Raw genomic sequence first — 16747 nt, forward strand, 5'->3', positions numbered from 1 at the left:
TTTTTCTACTCCCGGCCCAGCCGGGGTCTGATTCAGCGAGTAACCCCATGCAACATACCCAAGAGGCGCAACTGACGCAACTGCCCCCGCCGGAGCCCGAGGCTCTGGCCCTGAGCCGGCAACTGCTGGGGCAGATACGCCAGGCGGCCGGGGCCGATGGCCTGCTGCCCTTTGACCGCTTCATGGAGCTGGCCCTTTACGCCCCCGGCCTGGGCTACTACGCCAACGGCCTGGAGACCTTTGGCGCGGCGGGTGACTTTATCACCGCGCCAGAGCTTAGCCCCCTGTTCGGCCGCTGCCTGGCACGCCAGACGGCCGAGGTGCTGGAGGCCATGGGCGGCGGCGATGTGCTCGAATTCGGCGCAGGCAGCGGCCGCCTGGCGCTGGACCTGCTGGCTGAACTGGACCGGCTGGGGCAGCTGCCCCGGCGCTACTGCATCCTTGAGCTGAGCGCCCGGCTGCGCGCCCAACAGCAGGCCCTGCTGGGCCGCCAGCGGCCCGATCTTTACCCTCGGCTGAACTGGCTGGAGCGCCTGCCGGAGGGCTTCTGCGGTGTAATGCTGGCCAACGAGGTGGTGGATGCCATGCCGGTAAGCCGCTTTTGCCTGCCACCGCCGACCCCGGCCGCTGCGCCCATGCCACCCCCCTTGGAGCAGTTCGTCGATCTGCGTCGGGATGCGCCGCAACTGTGCTGGCGGCCCCTGACCAGCCCCGGCCTGGCCGAGCCGCTGACCCATCTGACCCGGCGCTACCGGCTGGCGGCAGGCTATGAATCGGAGATCAATCTGCGCGCCGGGGCCTGGCTAGAGGCCCTGGGGCAGTCCCTGCGGCGGGGTCTGCTGCTGATCATCGACTACGGCTATAATGGCCAGGAGTTCTACCACCCGCAGCGTCGGCAAGGCAGCCTGATCTGTCACTACCGCCACCGCGCCCACGACGATCCCCTGCTCTGGCCCGGCCTGCAAGACATCAGCGCCAATGTCGATTTCAGCGCCCTGGCCGAGGCCGCCAGCGCGGCCGGATTCGACAGCCAGGCCTTCACCAGCCAGGCCTATTTCCTGCTGGCTAACGGCATTCAACAGCTGATCGAGCCGGCGGATGGCCCCCGGCGCGTAGTCGATCTACAGGCGGTAAAGCAACTGACCCTACCCAACGAAATGGGCGAACGCTTCAAGGTGCTGGGGCTAGGCAAGGGGCTGGACCGGCTACCACAGGGCTTCGCCCTCAGGTCCTATGCCTTGTGAGGCCGGGTTCGGGACTCGGAACCCTTCACTGAGCGAAGTCGAAGTGAAGGGTTTTGAGTCCCAGCCACGAAGCGCTCAAAATCGTTTCATTCTCTGGAGTGACGCTGCCCGCCCCATGATAGTCAGCTTGAACGCATGAGGCTTTTTACTCCCGGCCGGGCCGGGTCAGGTGCGAGACGATGAACCCCGAACTCTTTCTGATCTACCCCCTCATCGGCATGGTCTCCGGCGTGATTGCCGGTCTGCTGGGGGTGGGTGGCGGCCTGGTGCTGGTGCCGGTGCTGATGTACAGCTTTCGCCTGCAGGGCTATGACCCGAGCCTGGTGCTGCATCTGGCCCTGGGCACCTCGCTGGCGGTGATTGTGTTCAACGCCCTGTCCTCCATCCGCGCCCACCAACAGCGTGGTGCCATCCGCTGGGAACTCTTTGCCCAGCTCACCCCCGGCCTGTTGCTCGGCACCCTGCTGGGCAGCCTGCTGGCGGCACAACTGAACACCCTCTGGTTGCAGCGCATCTTTGGCACTTTTGCTTTGCTGGTGGGCTTGCAGATGCTGTTGATGGTCAGGGCCAGCGGTCGCTTCACGCTGCCGGGGGCCTGGGGACAGGGCCTGGCCGGGGGGCTGGTGGGGCTGGTCTCGGCCCTGGTGGGCATAGGCGGCGGCTCCATGACGGTGCCCTATCTGAGCGCCTGCCGGGTGGACCTGCGTCAGGCGGTGGCCACCTCGGCCGCCTGCGGCCTGCCCATCGCCCTGGGCGGCACCCTGGGCTATCTCTATACCGGCTGGAGCAACCCCCTGCTGCCGGCCCAGGCCCTGGGCTATGTGCACGGGCCGGCGCTACTCAGCATCGCCTTGCTGGGCATGTTGTTCGCCCCGCTGGGGGCGCGGCTGGCCCATAGCCTGCCGGTACTGACCCTCAAGCGCCTGTTTGGCCTGCTGCTGGTGTTGCTGGGGGCACGCATGTTGTTCAGCGCCGGCCTTTAGGCCGCTGCATGACATCCAGATTGAGACGCCGGTAGAGCAGGATCTGACCCTGTTCACCGCGCATGGCCAGCTTGCCGCCGCGATAGACGAATTCGAACTCATGCAGGATGCCGCTGTCCAGATTGCGGATCTGCAGCAGGGGCGGGTCGAGGTAGATCTCGGCGTCCTGGGAATGGGCCAGGCTGTAGGCAAAGACGCGCAGATAGCCGTCGCGGATCATCAGGATGGAGCGGTTGCGCCCCATCCAGATGCCATCCAGCAGCTGGGTGCGCGAGGCCGCCGAGCGCGCTGGCGCGCCGGGCATATCCCGATACAACAGCCGCAGGTCGTCGTACTCATCGCCATAGCCGAAGCGCCGATCCACCAGCTCGCCCAGGCCAATGCCGCTGCCACGGCGGCTTTCTACATAATCGGACATGGAATCGACCATGGCCTGCATGGCATCGAGCATGGCGCTGCTCGGCCGTACCGCCTGGGCATCGGAGGCCAACAGGCAGAGCAACAGCGCCAGGACGGTGCCGATGCGGTAGCTATGCCGGGCGGTGAACTTGTTCATTCTTGCATTGCAATACAGGGTAAAATAGGCCGCTGATCGAGTGATCCCGAGGGTTCGCCCCGGTTGCAACACAGGCTGCGCACCCGCTAAAACTGACCAACCTATTCGAGGAAAATTCCATGAGCAAATCCACCAGCAGACAAGCGGCCGAGGCCAGCAGCGAGCATCTCGTCCAGGAGTTGCTGGCGGAGCGGCAGAAGATGCTGGGCATGTTCTGCAAGGTCTCTGGTCTGGAACCCTTCCACCACGAGAAGTCCATCCGCGAGGAGCTACAGGAGTTCTGCCAGATCCTGATCGATTATACCGCCTTGCTGCACCTGGAGATCGAAGAGCGCATCGTCGAAGGCAAGGAGACCCGCCCGCAGGTGGTGGAGATTATCGAGTCGATGCACGAGCAATTGGTGGAGCTGACCACCCTGATTGTGGACTTCAACGATAAGTACGACGAGTCCAGCCACCAGCTTATCATGGATGATCTGAAGCAGGACCTGTCCCGGCTGGGTGAGGTGCTGGCCGTTCGGGCCGAGCTGGAGGACCGCATCCTGGCGGTCATGCAGGGCGAGGGGATTGAAGATCAGGCCTGAGCGTCCCTCGCGGGGGAGAATCCCTGGCCGCTATTCGTCCATCTGCTGCAATATGTTGCGCGCCACTTCCACCTGTTTGTCATCGCCAAAGCGCAGCACCTCATAGAGCAGGTCGCGGGCCAGGGCGTCTTCGCCCTTCATGCGCAGCTCGTGGGCATGTTTGAGGTTGTCCTCCAGGGCGTCTGCCGATGGGCTGGGGGTGGCATCTTCGTCGTCATCCGCCCCTTCATCATCCCCTTCGGAGGCCTCTATGGCATCCAGCTCCGCCTCCATCTCCTCCTCGGTCAGGGGCACATAGCGCGGTGGCTCCGCGTCTCGGTCTGTGCCCCCTTCGGCACTGGCGGCCGCGCCTGCCGTGACCGGGACACGGGCCGGTGGCGGCTTCGGCCCTTCGTCTTCGTCCCCTTTGCCGGGGATAAACAGGCGCGAGAAGATGATGCCGGCCTCGAACAGCAGCCACATGGGGATCGCCAGCAGGGTCTGGGAGATGACGTCCGGCGGGGTGAGGAACATGCCCACGACGAAGGCCACCACGATCACATAGGGCCGTTTCTTGGCCAGGCTCTCGGCATTGGTCACCCCGGTCCAGACCAGCAGGAAGGTGGCTATGGGCACCTCAAAGGCGATGCCGAAGGCAAAGAACAGGGTCAGCACAAAATCCAGATAGGCGGCGATGTCGGTCATCATGGCCACCCCCTCCGGGGTGACGCCGACCAGGAACTTGAACACCAGCGGAAACACCAGGTAATAGGCGAAGGCCATGCCCAGGTAGAAGAGTATGGTGCTGCTGGCCAGCAGGGGCATCACCAGCCGCTTTTCGTGCTGGTACAGGCCAGGGGCAACGAAGGCCCAGAACTGATAGAGGATCCAGGGGATAGTGAGGAAAACCGCCGCCACCAGGCTGAGCTTGAACGGCGTCAGAAAGGGCGAGGCCACCTGGGTGGCGATCATCTGGGTGCCTTCCGGCAGGTGCGCCAGCAGGGGGGTGGCGATGAAGTGGTAGATCTCGTTGGCGAAGGGAAACAACACCAACAGCAGCACCAGAATGCCAAGGATCATGCGCAACAGGCGGTCGCGCAGTTCCAGCAGGTGGGCGATGAAGGGCTGACTGGCCTGGTCTTCAGTCATCTTTCCTGGCGTCCTGGGTGAGGGATGTCTCGATCTGCTCGACGTCCTTTTTCACCTCGCCCAGGCCCTGCCTGGTCTGTTCGACGATCTCTTCCAGGGGGTTGCTAAGCCGGGCCTGTTCATCGAGGATGCGCTTGAGTTCCTCGGCCTTGAGTTCCTTGTCGATATCCGCCTTGACGTTGCCAACAAAGGCCCGCGCCCGGCCCACCCAGGCCCCGGCGGTGCGCGCCAGCCCCGGCAGGCGCTCAGGCCCCACCACCAGCAGGGCGACCACGCCCACCAGCAGCAGCTCCATGAAGCCGACATCAAACATGACCCGTCAATCCGCCCCGATCAGACCTTGTCCTTGTCCTTTTCCTTTTGCGCCTCGCCCTCGATAACCTCGCCCTCGCGCTGTTCGATCTTGGCCTGATTCTGCGCCTGCTGGTCCTGCTCCTGCTGGGCCTCGCCGTCCTTGATGGAGTTCTTGAAGCCCTTCACCGCGTTACCCAGATCACTGCCGATATTGCGCAGGCGCTTGGTGCCGAACAACAGCAGCACTATGACCAGAACGATCAACAACTGCCAGATACTGATGCCGCCAAAACCCATGATATGCCTCCAGATATTCTTGCGAACGATGTTATTGGTATTGATCTAAAAAGGGCATTTAGCCACAGAGTCACAGAGCACGCAGAGAAAAACCAAGGGGTTGGCCCCTGATTGTCGAACCGGTTCCAGGTACGCGTGATCGAGATCTAACTTATTGAGAAACCAATACTTCCAGTATCTCTGTGGCCTAACCGCCGAATTTTAAGGTTAGAGCAACCGCTTGCACTCCCAGGTGGACGGGGATTGGCCGAAGCAGTTGCTTAAAGAATGGGCGATGATACCCCAGCGCCGGGGTTGAGGCCATCGGCTTCACACGCCGCCACGACGGGCCTTCTCCTCCAGCCCGGACAGTCCGAAACGCCGCTCCAGTTCATCCAGTACCTGCTGCGGCTTAAGGCCCTGTTGCGCCAACAGTACCATCGAGTGAAACCAGAGGTCCGCCACCTCGTAGATGATCTTCTCCGGCACCCCGTCCTTGGCCGCCATCACCGTCTCGGTGGCCTCCTCGCCGATTTTCTTCAGGATGGCATCCAGACCCTTGTCGTAGAGCTTGGCGACATAAGAGGACTCCGGATCGGCGCCCTTGCGGCCCTCCAGCACCTCGGCCAGTTGGTTCAATACATCGGTCATGGGTACTCCAAGAGTTGGGGCGCAGAGAAAAACCTGGTGCTTCACGAAAAAAGTCAGCAAATAAAAACTGATGGGTCAATTATAAGATTTTATGGCCACTGATTTTGCTAGAAAAAGTCCATTTTTCATACAAATATAATTTTCAGCATCCCAAGAAATGCTTCACTCGCCATGGTTCACGGCAACCCTCAGAGGACGGAGTGCCTAACCATGCTTCGTCCTACCTCCTCCATCCGTGGAGTCGTCGACTCGGGCTCCAGGCTTCGTCCTACCTCCTCCATCCCTGGAGTCGTCGCGAGTTTCACAGTAAAGATATCAGAAGCAGCCGTGGTGAAAAACTCGGCGATCATGAAGCTTGCTTCTTCCCGAATAACGACCTTGCGCGGGCTGGTTCAGTGTAGATGGGTTCTGCTTGCAAACAAAATGTCCATTAGGCTTTTCCTGATTACCCACAAATCTCAGCCAACCCAATAGGGCGGCCCGTGGCCGCCGAGCAACCACTAGGGGCAGGCCTCATTACCGTGACCTGGCGGCGGGCGTGGCCCGCCCTATGCCGCACGGCAAAGCCGGCCTCCCAGCCCAGGACGTGCACGGCCAGCGAGCCATGGATGGTGCGGCTGGATGGTTGGCGATCCCGGTCTGCGTAAGTTTCAGGCTGGATAACTCATCGTCCCGCGTCACCGCAGTCTGCGAAGCGCCCGGCTGGCCATCAAACAGCGCCACCACGGACTGGATGCCCGCAAGCTGGTCGTCCTGATTGGCATCGAATGGCAGCTTCATGGGAGAGTCCACAAGGTCTTTATGGAGTCTCCATGCGCAACAAGGTCTCTTGTGGAGTCCAAAACGCAAAATAGACTCCGCAAGAGCTTTTGTGGAGTCCAGAGACTACGCAACAGATTCATAAGACCTTACCCTCGGCAAGGTTGATCAGGCGCGGAAAGCACAGCGTGGCCGCCCGGTGCTTGGCCAAGTCAGCTCCTGCTTCACGCAATTCGTTGGCCAGCTCAACCTGCTCTGGGTACGGGTTATTGAAGACAGCGGCGTTGTCATCAATCTCAGACCGCCACATGCCGTCCTCGTCCTGATACCAGCCGGTCGCTTTCCATATCGTCGGCCCATCGGCCCCGTCCGCCAGCATCTGCTGGGCGTTGTCCAGGGTCTGAGCATTGGCGGTCTTGGCGTTGGGGCCGGCGAAGGAACCACTCACCACCTCGCCCCCCTCGCGCACACGCCCCTCAGCGGCCTGCTTCATGTCGTGCTGGACCATGGCCAGGATATCATCCACGGAGAGCCGTACCGGCGCTCCCAGGCGGCGCAGACCGGCGCGCACCACGGCTACATAGTCGCGGATGATCTTGCCCAGGCGCTTACCGAAGGTCTTGTCCACCCAATCCATGAAGCGCCCATCCACGGCGCTGTAGCCTTCCTGCCGACCTTGGTTAGCGGCCAGCTCCACGATGTAGGCGGGGGCCTCGTCGATGTCGATGATGTTGCCGTCCTTGTCCAGCGCCCCGGCTGAGCGCATCCGCGCCTTCACCTGAGCCAGTAGGTTCTTCAGCTTCTGGCCTTGGCGGTCGGCGGTGTTGAGCAGGCGGGCAGCGGCTTGGTTGACGCTATCACGCTGCGCGCTATGGGTGACTTCGTGGAGGATGACACCATTGGCGGTGTCGGCGTCCAGGTTCTCGCCGACCAGGAAGGTCAGGCCGGATTGGGGATCGAACAGGCCTTGGATGTTGCCGTTCTGGGAGAGTTTTACACGAACTTGATGTTCGGATTCCTTTCCTTCATTGCCTGTATCCAGCTTTCGTGCGTTTTCGTTAGCAAGTCTAGCTCTGAGGGAGTCAATAGAACCGTACCTGAGTAAAGCTCTTGCTTCGGACTCGGTGAGGGCTTCGATTTTTCCTGCGATGTTGTATTGGTAGAGGACATTTTCTAGCTCCGATACATTGAACTGGTCTCTAAGCGCGGCCAGTGTGCCGGGCTTAACGGCAATGATATTACTCCCGGCGGAAAACGACAAGGAGAGAACCGCCACGGCATCCCCGCCAGAGTTGGCCAGATGGTGGCGAAGTTCGTGCGCGGTGCCACCTTGAGTAAGCACATCGTCAACAAGGATGTATTTTCCGCCTTTAACGACCTTTCCGGCAAAGCGTTTTCTTTCCAACAGCCTTTGCGCGGCATTCAAGTTCTTCCGTTTACCTGAACTGGTCTGTTTAATGTTTCTATCAATTTTTAGCCCCGCGTCAGACAGAAGCTCTGCCAACGCAAGGGGTATTGCGTTAGTACCAGAAGACTCGACCTCGACTACAGGCACCACAATCGCGTCAGGGAACTTCTGCGCCAAAGCCTTGATACGCTCGGGTTTAACTAGGTCTCGCACTAGCCTACGGGCCGCATCAAGGTCTCCTGCTTTCGCCTTCTTGAAATCCGGGTGCGTTGTTACTTTCGTGTTCGTTGTGTTGACTACGGCAGGGGGGAAATCCTCAGGCCAAGGCACCACGCTGTCTCGGCTGAACTTCAACGCCGCCCGCGCCTGCTCCAACGTCCTACCCGTCTTGGCGGCAAATTCAGCGGCCAGATCGTCCGCCTTCTGCACGAACACGGCACCGCCACGCAGGCCCTGTTCACCACGGGCCAGCATCTTGTCCAGGGCCTTGCTCAGATTGGGGAACTGGTTGGCGAAGGCCTGTTTGATCCCGGCCAGGGTGGTGCCCTGGGCCTTGGTGGGGTTGCGGGAGAGCCAAGGTCCAGCGGCATTATGCAGGTCGCCATATTGTGTTTCCCTCTGGACCGAACTTCTCAATTCGCCAGGCGTAGCCCCAGGTTCGCCGGAGAGCAGTACGTCCAGCAACCGGAGCTTTTTAGCATGATTCAGGAACTTGGCCAGGTTCTTGGCGGCCTCCGCGTCTGAGGACTTGATGATCCCGGCGGAGGCATTCGTCTTGCTGATTCCCTGAAGTACCCGACGGACCTGCCCGTCTTGACGTAGCGCCGACATCTCTTTCGGGGTGAGTGAGATAACCCCCACCACGCCGTGCCGGGTATCCAACAGGACCAAGGCGTCCTCGCTGGACAGCCCCTCAGCAACGCGCTTGGCAGCTTGCGGGGTGGTGATAAACTCCCTGTCCTTCGGTGGGTGCTTCCGAATAGCCAACTCCGTGACGGCAACCCGGTTCTTCCGGGCGCCTGGGGCAATGGGAACGGTGCCGAGAGGGGAGCCGTCGGCGGCCAGGTGGACAGCCGAGTTACTGCCTAGCGCCACCACCACATGGCCTTGAACTGCCACACCAGACCCTTCGAGAAAACGGTTTAGCGCGTTGGTGGCTGTAACGTCCGCTTGGGAGGGTGCCATGTTACCGGAGGGGTGGTTATGGCCAAACCACACCTTGGTTCCCCCCTCCACCGCAGCGATAGCGGGTCCGACTACTTCATACGGGACAGCCGAGAAATCACGCCCCCCTTTGGTGTGCAGCTGGAGGGAGAGAATCTTGCCCGCGTCGTCGGTGACCAAGGCGTAGAAAAACTCTTGGGCCTTCTTGCGCAAGAAGGCCATGACGTGCGCCGCCTTGGCGGCAGAGTCTATCCGGTCGAAAGCAACGGCGACTTCGCCGACGGGAACTTGATGATATTCGACGTAGAAGTTGTCTCGGGATTGGGCACGAGCGGTAGGTACGGCGGCGGCGGGTCGTAGGTCGAAAGCGAGTTGGGTCGGCGTGGCAGTTGCACCACGTTGTGACTCAACCTGTAAACGGCTATTGTCTCGGTCATTTGTTGAGTATAACCCATCAGGCTCAAAAATCTCCCTCTGCCAGGCAGCCGCCAGTTGATCCCGCGCAGCGCCTGGCTTGCTAACAAGAGAGTCGATCTTGTTCTGCTCTTGGGCGGTAGGTTCGAACCCACCAAAGAACTCAACAAAGCGGGTTTCCGCCGTTCCAGCGTTCCAGTCAGAGCCGCCATCCGAGGCTCGTGTGATGTAGCCGTACTTGCCTTGCGCGAACGCTTTGGCTTCTTTCAGTGTGCCGAAACGCTTGGTTTCAGTGGTGCGTCCCTTCCCTTCCTGCTCGGTGTAGTTGACGAACCAATCCACATACTCCGTCTTACGCTGATTTGATTGCGCGTTGGATTGCGCGTCAGCATTTATTTGCGCATTAGAAAAGGGTAGCTCCCTCTGCCAGGCAGCCGCCAACTGGTCCCGCTCGGCGTTAGAGCCTGTGAGGTTGAACCCCGCCGGGCCGGGGGCGTCTTGGTTCAGTCCGTTGCGGGCGGCGTCTTTTTCCCGCTCACGGTCGGCCAGGGCCTGACGCTTGGCGACTGCGGTCTCCGAGTCGCCAAGCAGGTCTATGTCGTCTCGCAGGGACCACTTCATCCAGGGTGCCCCGGTCTGGCAGGGCCGAGAGCAGCGGGTCTATGTGGTCACCATTGATCCACCGCCCGAACAGGCGCCCCTCCACGTCCGCTGGCCCCGGCTGGTGTCGGTGGTGGATGCGGTGGCTGTAAGCCACCAGCCATAACCGGCAGAAATAATGCTGGCGATTGCGGTTGCAGGGTTTTATCCTGAGTCGGCAGAAGCGGTGGTGGACTGTTTAGGCTTCAGGATGGCACGGGAGTTTAAGGACAACATCTCCCCAGGCAATGTGACTGTTGCCTCTGCCACCTGCCCTGCCGGGCAAGGTGCCGGGCAAGGCAATACCCAATCACCAACACCATCGAAGGACTGACCATGCACCTACGCAGCCACTACCTCGCCACCGCCTACCACGAATCCGGACATGCCATCGTCACCCTGTTGCTCGGGCACCAGGTTGAATCCATCAACATTCTGGATGCCTGGAGTGGCTATGTCATGGGGAACGACCAAGCCCCAGAGATTGCCCACTGGATTGAGCGTTCGGAGGAAAATGGACGAGTCGCGGCCCAACTCGGCCGTGCCTGGCGAGAGGCGTACCTGATTCTGCATGCCGGTGAGGTCGCCGAGCGGGATCTCGCACCCCTCAGCGGCGGTAATATCAGCCGGGGGTGCAGCGGCGACTTGTTCAATAAAATTGGCCTGATGCCATCCGAGGAATGGGTTTCTGATTTCATCTGGCGCTTCTTCACCACTAATTTCGAAGAAACCGATGGCCTCCACTACGAAGTAAAATGATAACCTGAATAAATAAATGACGCAGAATTGCCGACTGCCTTAACGCTATTTTGGTCCATCGATACTCGTTTTTCGTCAATGATCCTTTGGATTAGCACATTACTCATTTGAATAGCCTGTGTCTCGTCAATAACAGCAATTTTAACAATCTCATTCGCTTCATCCTCTGAAATCATTTCGAACTGAGACATATTTGGTAGCAAGATATCATTAAGATCGCCAGGTTCAAATTTGTCAAGATTTCCACCATAGCTTCTTTTATTAGACTTCATTATCCTTTGGCCAATATTACTTAGCATATAAATAAAGATCTTGTTCAGTAATTTTTCGCCAAACATATTCGGATAAAAACAATGAAAGCAGGTGAAAGAAATGGCTTCTGACAGATTTCGAATCACCTTTATTCTTCCACGGTTAAATACACCACAAAGTATTGGGGCCGACTTCCGCTTTTCTAATTTATACCAAGGGTTTCTCATCTTCGTAAGGTATCTCTCATGAAAACCACAAGATTCGCCTCCAGCAATATATTTCATTACCTCATCAGAAGGTTTGTCGGTGATATTTAAACAGTAAACAGGCTTATCTAGATCATAAAGCTTATCAAAATCTTCATGTGTAAATACTAGCTTGCGAATTTGTGAGCTCTTTGTGATGCATTTGCAAATAAACTTATCAGGCAAGCTATTATTAAAAACATCACTCTTTCTAAGAGCGAAAAACTCGTTTGCACCAGTTGCTATTCCACGAGTGAATGACCCATAAGTCGATAGATGAACAAAATCATTTGGGGGAGGGGAGCTAGAAAATAATGACAACAGGATAGGCGTCCACTTTTCTTTAGATGGCAATCTTGAAGGCTCTATCGTTTCATGATAGTACTGGCTTATATCAGTAATCCTTGATAGATCATGATTTGAATTAATTTGTGTAATTTTAATGCGTTCTTCAACTCCGTCATTTTTGCAAAGTAAGATACAAACAGTTGTAATAGCATCTGGGAAAATCTCCTTTTCGTTCGAGAATACAACTATCTGTTTTAACAATTTATTATCCAGTAAACTTTGTTTAATTTCTCTTCCATAACCTGTATTAAAAAACTCAAATGGCATAATAAAAGCCAATCTCCCATTCTTCTTAAGCTCATTTAATGCTTTCACAAGAAAAACAGACGCAATATTTGAATAACCTATCAGTTTTTTTCCAATTTGCTTTTCAATAATCGGCAAGACATCATGCCTATTTAAGAACTTTTGAAATCTCATATACGGCGGATTACATATAATAGAATCAAACAATGCAGGCTCAGCTCCAAGATAATCTGAATTGCATAGCGTCAAATCCGCCTTATCTTTTACACCATTTAGGTACGAAATGATTTCTCCATCTATTTCATAGCCATAAATCCTAATCCGCCTATCTCTAACTAAATTTTTAATGTAACTATTCAGGGGCGCTTCAATAAAGTGCCCGTCAGAGCCAAGCCATAACTCTCCGAACCAAAAAATCACCTACATTTGCCCTTGACAGCATAGGAAGGCCCATCTATGCTGTGTTCCATCCTCTGTTTGAGAATGGGCTGTTCTCATGAGCAACTACTTTGGTTCCAAAGCGACTTCAGGTCTGTGTCAACCGATCATTGCCCTGATGCCGCCCCACGACACCTATATCGAGACCCATCTTGGCGGTGGCACCATCATGCAGCGCAAGCCACCGGCGCTGCGCAATATTGCCATTGATCTCGATCCGGCTGCACTGGCCCACTTTGAGTGTGACTATCCGATCGAGAAGGTCTGTGGCTGCGCCCATCAGTTTCTCCGCTCGTTCGACTTTCAGGGTCGGGAACTGATTTATTGCGATCCCCCTTATTTGCACCACACCCGCCGTTCCAAACGCCGTTATCGTTTCGAGTACGAGGAAAGTGATCATGTGCAATTGCTGGAACTGCTCAAGCAATTGCCTTGTGCGGTGATCCTCTCCGGCTATCCCTCGGCGCTCTACGACGATCTGCTGGGAGAGTGGCGTACCTTGGAACTGCAGGTGATGAATCAGGCCGGGGTCAGAACCGAGAAGCTGTGGTTCAACTTCACCCCGGACCGGGTGCACTGGCCGAGCTTTGCGGGGCGCAACTTCACGCACCGCCAGAGCATCAAACGCAAGGCACACAGTTGGGGGCGACGCTATCAGGCCATGCCTCCTGCCGAACGGCTGGCGGTACTGTCCTCGATCATGGCGGTGGAAGCCGGCGAAGTGTTCGAGTAGCCCGGCCCATGATAATCGACAACATCCCGGTCGAGCAGACCCTCGAGTCGGTCAGACGGCAGCTCGACGAGGAGAAAAACCTCTCACCGGCGCTGCGTGCATCGCTGGAGCTGCTGCTGACCCTGACCACGTTGCTGTTGAACCGACTGGGTCTCAATAGCCGCAACAGCTCCAAGCCCCCGTCCACTGACCCCAATCGCAAGAAGGCGGGGAAAAACGGCAACAACAATACCCCCGGTGCCCAGAAAGGCCATACGGGCCACCACCTGGAACTGGTCGATGATCCGGACCATGTCGAGTGGCTCCCGGTGGATCGTGCCACGCTTCCCACCGATGGCATCTTCCGGTGTATCGGCTATGAGCGCCGCCAGGTGTTCGATATCCACATTTCCCGGGTGGTCACGGAATATCGGGCCGAGATCCTGGCCGATGCACGGGAGCAACGCGTGGTCGCTCCCTTCCCGGATCATGTCAAGGTCAAGACCCAGTACGCCGCCGGGGTCAAAATCCACTCGGTTTACATGTCGCTGTTCCAACTGCTGCCCTACCAGCGCATCGAGGAGCACTTTGCCGATCAGTTCGGCCTTCCCTTGAGTGCCGGCAGCCTCTACAACTTCAACAAGGAGGTTTACGAAATGCTGGCCCCGTTTGAGGACTGGGCAAAGCGCGAGCTGTCGCGGGCGCTCCTGTTGCATGCCGACGAGACCGGGATCAACATCGGCGGAAAACGCAAATGGCTGCATGTGCTATGCAGTGCCACCCTGACCCTGCTGATGCCCCATGACAAACGCGGTGGCGAGGCCATAGCGGCGATGGGGGTCCTTCCCGGGTACACCGGCACCCTGGTACACGACCACTGGAAGCCCTACTACCAGCTTCTTTGTTACCACGCGTTGTGCAACGCTCACCACCTGCGGGAGCTGGAGCGCGCCTGGGAGCAGGATCAACAGCAGTGGGCCAAACAGGTGCAGGAACTGCTGCTGGAGATCAACAAAGCTGTCGATGAGGCGGGCGGTGTGTTGAACAGCACGCAGGCCGAGGCCTTCCGGGAACGATACCGACAACTGCTCAAAGCGGGACAGATCGAGTGTCCACCACCGGATGAGTCTCAGCGGAAATCGGGACAGCGGGGCCGGCTGAAACGATCCAAATCTCGAAACCTGCTGGAACGGTTGATTCAGTTCGAGACCGATGTCCTGCGCTTCATGGTGGAACGCGACGTGCCCTTTACCAACAATCAGGGAGAACGGGATCTGCGCATGAGCAAAGTTCAGCAGAAGATCTCCGGCTGTTTCCGTTCAGAGCTCGGGGCAAGAATCTTTGCACGCATCCGCAGCTATCTGTCCACCTGCCAGAAAAATGGGGTATCTTCCGAACAGGCATTGCGGCTCCTCTACGAGGGGCGGTGGCCCGATTTCATGGGGATGACCCCTGAATAGTTACTTTTTAATTTCATCATAAAATACTCCAAGACCAAACGCAGGGTCTAAGATAGTTTCTGCCTTATCCTGTAAAATCCATTGCGCCATAAGACGAGAAACCAACTTCGGAGTAAAATACTGCCCATATTTTTTCCTGTGAGAAATTGAGGTATTTTTAATATATTCAGACTCATGCATTAATAACATCTCTTGTAAATATAGTGTTATCTAGGTACCCTCTACCGCCCTCAAACTTGACATAAAATAGGAGGCGCCCTCGGTCCAACTCCTTCATAACTGATTTATGTTCTGGCATATCAATTCTACCTATTAACTCCTTTCCCACTTTAACATTTATTTTTATTGTTGTTTTTCCCTGATTTTTCACATCACGTTCAATAGAAAAACCACTCCCCTCGTTCTCATCATTTCCGACAAGCTCGAGAATTTCTTTAAAAGAGATAACATATGCCTTATCGAAAAATACTTGTAAATAGAAATGTTTGACATTAAATTTCTGAATCCACCTGTTCACCAGGGCAATATCTTCCATTTTTGGAGTAATGCTTAGATAGTCTCTTTTATGCAATGTTTTAATATTTGTTTTCAATTCACTTAACCTACTAGTTAAGTCTTGAAGCTCATTAGTTGACGACCAATTCTGCCGTCTAAAATCTAGCTCTTTAAATGTTTCTGAAGTTGCAGAACTTATTAGATCATAAATTTTTTCATTTTTACTTTTCAGCAGCTCTGCTAGGCTGCCGCCTAATATATAATCGCGTATTTCTAGGCACTTATTTGTCGCACAATCTAGCCTGTCCGCCATAAATGCTGATTATTTGTCAATTAGAAAAGAACTCGACCTGACCTCTAAAGCAACCAAGGCTTTTTTAATATGATCATCATTTTCAACGTCAACTTCCATAGTTGGAAAATCAGATTTACTAAAAATTAAAAGATCCGGCTTCTTCCCAATTGTATTAAGTTCCCTTTGATATTCAGAGTAGAAATCTTTAAAACCATCATCACCTGCAGATATGGATTCGGAGCGCCCATATCTAACAGCAAAGTAATCATGTGAATTTTCGTTAATAGCCTTATGCACTACTTGCTCAGCCCAATCGCCTTGCATCTTATTGGTTAGAAATTCAGAGTTAGCTGTAGTGGGTGGTCGTCCCAGAACCTCTATATCCGTATCTATATCTAGAGGTGATTGTTTTATTAGATTAAAAATATCATATTTATACATTATGGCTCCTTTCATTAAACACTTTAGATGGCAGTTACTTTCATTGCCGGCTCAGCCTAGCACCCCACCTACCTGCATCATGTCTGGCTGCTAATAGTAAAACTTCTAGGAAAATAATAGTGGACGTGTCCCATTGTCCGGGAACTAAAAATCCGCCCTGTCGGCCATCTAGCCTGACAGGGGGGATGAACGCTCAAAGACAACCTTGCGTAACCAGTCTTCAAGGTCTGCTCTAGTACAACAACCGCTGGCCACATCCAGTATCCGGCGCTCCTGTTCATCGACAGAGGCCCGGATTTCCATGCCATGCATCTGCAAAACCACTTCCATGGCCGCGTGGCCAATGCGCTTGTTGCCGTCCAGAAAAGGATGGTTGCTGATTAAAAAGAAGCCTAGCGCGGCAGCCTGGGCAATGAGATCGGGGCACAAGAGTTGACCGGCAAAGGCCTGGCTCGGCTGGGCAAGGGCAGAATCCAACGCCTTGGCGTCACGCAATCCCTCGGCGCCTCCAGATTGGCTGATGATGGCACTGTGCAGACGCTCCAGTTGCGCCTTGGTCAGTAGTGGCCTCATGCCAACCGCTTGTAGAGTTCAGCATTCTTATCCAAGGTATGCGCCATGGCTTCTTCAAAACTCAATGCTTGAGGATGAGAAGACGGGGTTTGCTCCAGGATATGCACTCTATCCTCGGGAAACTGGCGCAGCAAAGCCAGCAAGGGTTCATACAGCTTTTCGTCGATCTCTACTGACAAATGTTTCATTGAATGCAGACTCCTAGGTTTTGCTAGACAGGTGCTCCCTATAAGCCGGAAACAGATTCTCAGGCTCCTGCAAAATAGGCGGCGTACCCCTATTGCCAGAGTATGCCCAGCAGTTATGCCCGGATTATGCCTCAGCCAGGGTTTTGTGCAAGCGGCTGGCTGGGGTGGCAAGGAATAATAGGGGACGCACCCCGT

Annotated in this window: 17 protein-coding genes and 1 pseudogene; 7 read left to right on the forward strand and 11 right to left on the reverse strand. The window is 55.9% G+C overall.

Annotation, left to right across the window (positions count from 1 at the left end; translation table 11 throughout):
* Positions 1-47 precede the first annotated feature (47 nt).
* Positions 48-1244 carry an SAM-dependent methyltransferase gene (locus tag D5125_03360; GenBank protein QFY88594.1) on the forward strand — a complete coding sequence of 399 codons (1197 nt, stop codon included), beginning with the start codon at positions 48-50 and terminating at the stop codon, positions 1242-1244.
* A gap of 179 nt (positions 1245-1423) precedes the next feature.
* Complete coding sequence (locus D5125_03365) at positions 1424-2227, forward strand: sulfite exporter TauE/SafE family protein (GenBank protein QFY88595.1); 804 nt, start codon at positions 1424-1426, stop codon at positions 2225-2227.
* On the opposite strand, the gene D5125_03370 is transcribed toward D5125_03365, so the two are convergent.
* Positions 2211-2783: a hypothetical protein gene (locus D5125_03370; protein ID QFY88596.1), complete on the reverse strand. Its 573-nt coding sequence runs from the start codon at positions 2781-2783 to the stop codon at positions 2211-2213. The genes D5125_03365 and D5125_03370 overlap by 17 nt on opposite strands.
* Before the next feature lie 119 nt (positions 2784-2902).
* Here D5125_03370 and D5125_03375 point away from each other — a divergent pair, with 119 nt between their 5' ends.
* Complete coding sequence (locus D5125_03375) at positions 2903-3367, forward strand: Rsd/AlgQ family anti-sigma factor (protein ID QFY88597.1); 465 nt, start codon at positions 2903-2905, stop codon at positions 3365-3367.
* Between the two features lie 30 nt (positions 3368-3397).
* Here the strand turns inward: D5125_03375 and tatC are convergent, their stop codons facing one another.
* The 5 genes from tatC to D5125_03405 form a co-directional block, all read right to left on the reverse strand.
* Entirely contained in the window at positions 3398-4495 is a 1098-nt protein-coding gene (gene tatC, locus D5125_03380) for a twin-arginine translocase subunit TatC (protein QFY88598.1), read from the reverse strand.
* Complete coding sequence (tatB, locus tag D5125_03385) at positions 4488-4808, reverse strand: twin-arginine translocase subunit TatB (protein ID QFY88599.1); 321 nt, start codon at positions 4806-4808, stop codon at positions 4488-4490. Before tatB ends, tatC begins: the two co-directional genes overlap by 8 nt.
* A 20-nt stretch (positions 4809-4828) precedes the next feature.
* A complete protein-coding gene (tatA, locus tag D5125_03390; GenBank protein ID QFY88600.1) occupies positions 4829-5086 on the reverse strand; it encodes a Sec-independent protein translocase subunit TatA in 258 nt (85 codons plus the stop codon).
* 309 nt (positions 5087-5395) lie between these two features.
* Positions 5396-5716 carry a phosphoribosyl-ATP diphosphatase gene (locus D5125_03395; protein ID QFY88601.1) on the reverse strand — a complete coding sequence of 107 codons (321 nt, stop codon included), beginning with the start codon at positions 5714-5716 and terminating at the stop codon, positions 5396-5398.
* A gap of 898 nt (positions 5717-6614) precedes the next feature.
* The gene (locus D5125_03405) at positions 6615-10082 is read right to left on the reverse strand and encodes a hypothetical protein (protein QFY88603.1); all 3468 of its coding nucleotides are present in this window, start codon (positions 10080-10082) and stop codon (positions 6615-6617) included.
* Here D5125_03405 and D5125_17305 point away from each other — a divergent pair.
* Positions 10057-10227: a hypothetical protein gene (locus tag D5125_17305; protein QPB72198.1), complete on the forward strand. Its 171-nt coding sequence runs from the start codon at positions 10057-10059 to the stop codon at positions 10225-10227. The two genes, D5125_03405 and D5125_17305, sit on opposite strands and share 26 nt — an antisense overlap.
* Before the next feature lie 209 nt (positions 10228-10436).
* Positions 10437-10859, forward strand: a complete 423-nt coding sequence (locus D5125_03410; GenBank protein QFY88604.1) for a M50 family metallopeptidase — start codon at positions 10437-10439, stop codon at positions 10857-10859.
* On the opposite strand, the gene D5125_03415 is transcribed toward D5125_03410, so the two are convergent.
* Positions 10844-12370: an Eco57I restriction-modification methylase domain-containing protein gene (locus tag D5125_03415; GenBank protein QFY88605.1), complete on the reverse strand. Its 1527-nt coding sequence runs from the start codon at positions 12368-12370 to the stop codon at positions 10844-10846. The genes D5125_03410 and D5125_03415 overlap by 16 nt on opposite strands.
* 76 nt (positions 12371-12446) lie before the next feature.
* Between D5125_03415 and D5125_03420 the strand changes: the two genes are divergently transcribed.
* Both D5125_03420 and D5125_03425 read left to right on the forward strand, forming a co-directional pair.
* Entirely contained in the window at positions 12447-13121 is a 675-nt protein-coding gene (locus D5125_03420) for a DNA adenine methylase (GenBank protein QFY88606.1), read from the forward strand.
* Between the two features lie 8 nt (positions 13122-13129).
* Positions 13130-14560 carry an IS66 family transposase gene (locus D5125_03425; GenBank protein ID QFY88607.1) on the forward strand — a complete coding sequence of 477 codons (1431 nt, stop codon included), beginning with the start codon at positions 13130-13132 and terminating at the stop codon, positions 14558-14560.
* Here D5125_03425 and D5125_03430 read toward each other — a convergent pair whose 3' ends face one another.
* The 4 genes and pseudogenes from D5125_03430 to D5125_03445 form a co-directional block, all read right to left on the reverse strand.
* On the reverse strand, positions 14561-14740 hold the full coding sequence (locus D5125_03430; GenBank protein QFY88608.1) for an SAM-dependent DNA methyltransferase: 180 nt from the start codon (positions 14738-14740) through the stop codon (positions 14561-14563).
* Positions 14733-15791: pseudogene (locus tag D5125_03435) on the reverse strand (AccI family restriction endonuclease). Before D5125_03435 ends, D5125_03430 begins: the two are co-directional and overlap by 8 nt.
* 168 nt (positions 15792-15959) lie before the next feature.
* A complete protein-coding gene (locus D5125_03440; GenBank protein ID QFY88609.1) occupies positions 15960-16364 on the reverse strand; it encodes a type II toxin-antitoxin system death-on-curing family toxin in 405 nt (134 codons plus the stop codon).
* A complete protein-coding gene (locus D5125_03445) occupies positions 16361-16552 on the reverse strand; it encodes a hypothetical protein (GenBank protein ID QFY88610.1) in 192 nt (63 codons plus the stop codon). The genes D5125_03440 and D5125_03445 overlap by 4 nt, the downstream gene beginning before the upstream one ends.
* Positions 16553-16747: the final 195 nt, after the last annotated feature.

This window comes from gamma proteobacterium SS-5 (assembly GCA_009497875.2).
GTDB classification, from domain to species: domain Bacteria; phylum Pseudomonadota; class Gammaproteobacteria; order Chromatiales; family Chromatiaceae; genus Magnetovirga; species Magnetovirga frankeli.

Bases quoted from the DNA above. Each gene is read 5' to 3' on its own strand.
- D5125_03360 (QFY88594.1), top strand. From the start codon at position 48: ATGCAACATACCCAAGAGGCGCAACTGACGCAACTGCCCCCGCCGGAG.
- D5125_03365 (QFY88595.1), top strand. From the start codon at position 1,424: ATGAACCCCGAACTCTTTCTGATCTACCCCCTCATCGGCATGGTCTCC.
- D5125_03370 (QFY88596.1), bottom strand. From the start codon at position 2,783: ATGAACAAGTTCACCGCCCGGCATAGCTACCGCATCGGCACCGTCCTG.
- D5125_03375 (QFY88597.1), top strand. From the start codon at position 2,903: ATGAGCAAATCCACCAGCAGACAAGCGGCCGAGGCCAGCAGCGAGCAT.
- tatC (QFY88598.1), bottom strand. From the start codon at position 4,495: ATGACTGAAGACCAGGCCAGTCAGCCCTTCATCGCCCACCTGCTGGAA.
- tatB (QFY88599.1), bottom strand. From the start codon at position 4,808: ATGTTTGATGTCGGCTTCATGGAGCTGCTGCTGGTGGGCGTGGTCGCC.
- tatA (QFY88600.1), bottom strand. From the start codon at position 5,086: ATGGGTTTTGGCGGCATCAGTATCTGGCAGTTGTTGATCGTTCTGGTC.
- D5125_03395 (QFY88601.1), bottom strand. From the start codon at position 5,716: ATGACCGATGTATTGAACCAACTGGCCGAGGTGCTGGAGGGCCGCAAG.
- D5125_17305 (QPB72198.1), top strand. From the start codon at position 10,057: ATGTCGTCTCGCAGGGACCACTTCATCCAGGGTGCCCCGGTCTGGCAG.
- D5125_03405 (QFY88603.1), bottom strand. From the start codon at position 10,082: ATGAAGTGGTCCCTGCGAGACGACATAGACCTGCTTGGCGACTCGGAG.
- D5125_03410 (QFY88604.1), top strand. From the start codon at position 10,437: ATGCACCTACGCAGCCACTACCTCGCCACCGCCTACCACGAATCCGGA.
- D5125_03420 (QFY88606.1), top strand. From the start codon at position 12,447: ATGAGCAACTACTTTGGTTCCAAAGCGACTTCAGGTCTGTGTCAACCG.
- D5125_03425 (QFY88607.1), top strand. From the start codon at position 13,130: ATGATAATCGACAACATCCCGGTCGAGCAGACCCTCGAGTCGGTCAGA.
- D5125_03430 (QFY88608.1), bottom strand. From the start codon at position 14,740: ATGCATGAGTCTGAATATATTAAAAATACCTCAATTTCTCACAGGAAA.
- D5125_03440 (QFY88609.1), bottom strand. From the start codon at position 16,364: ATGAGGCCACTACTGACCAAGGCGCAACTGGAGCGTCTGCACAGTGCC.
- D5125_03445 (QFY88610.1), bottom strand. From the start codon at position 16,552: ATGAAACATTTGTCAGTAGAGATCGACGAAAAGCTGTATGAACCCTTG.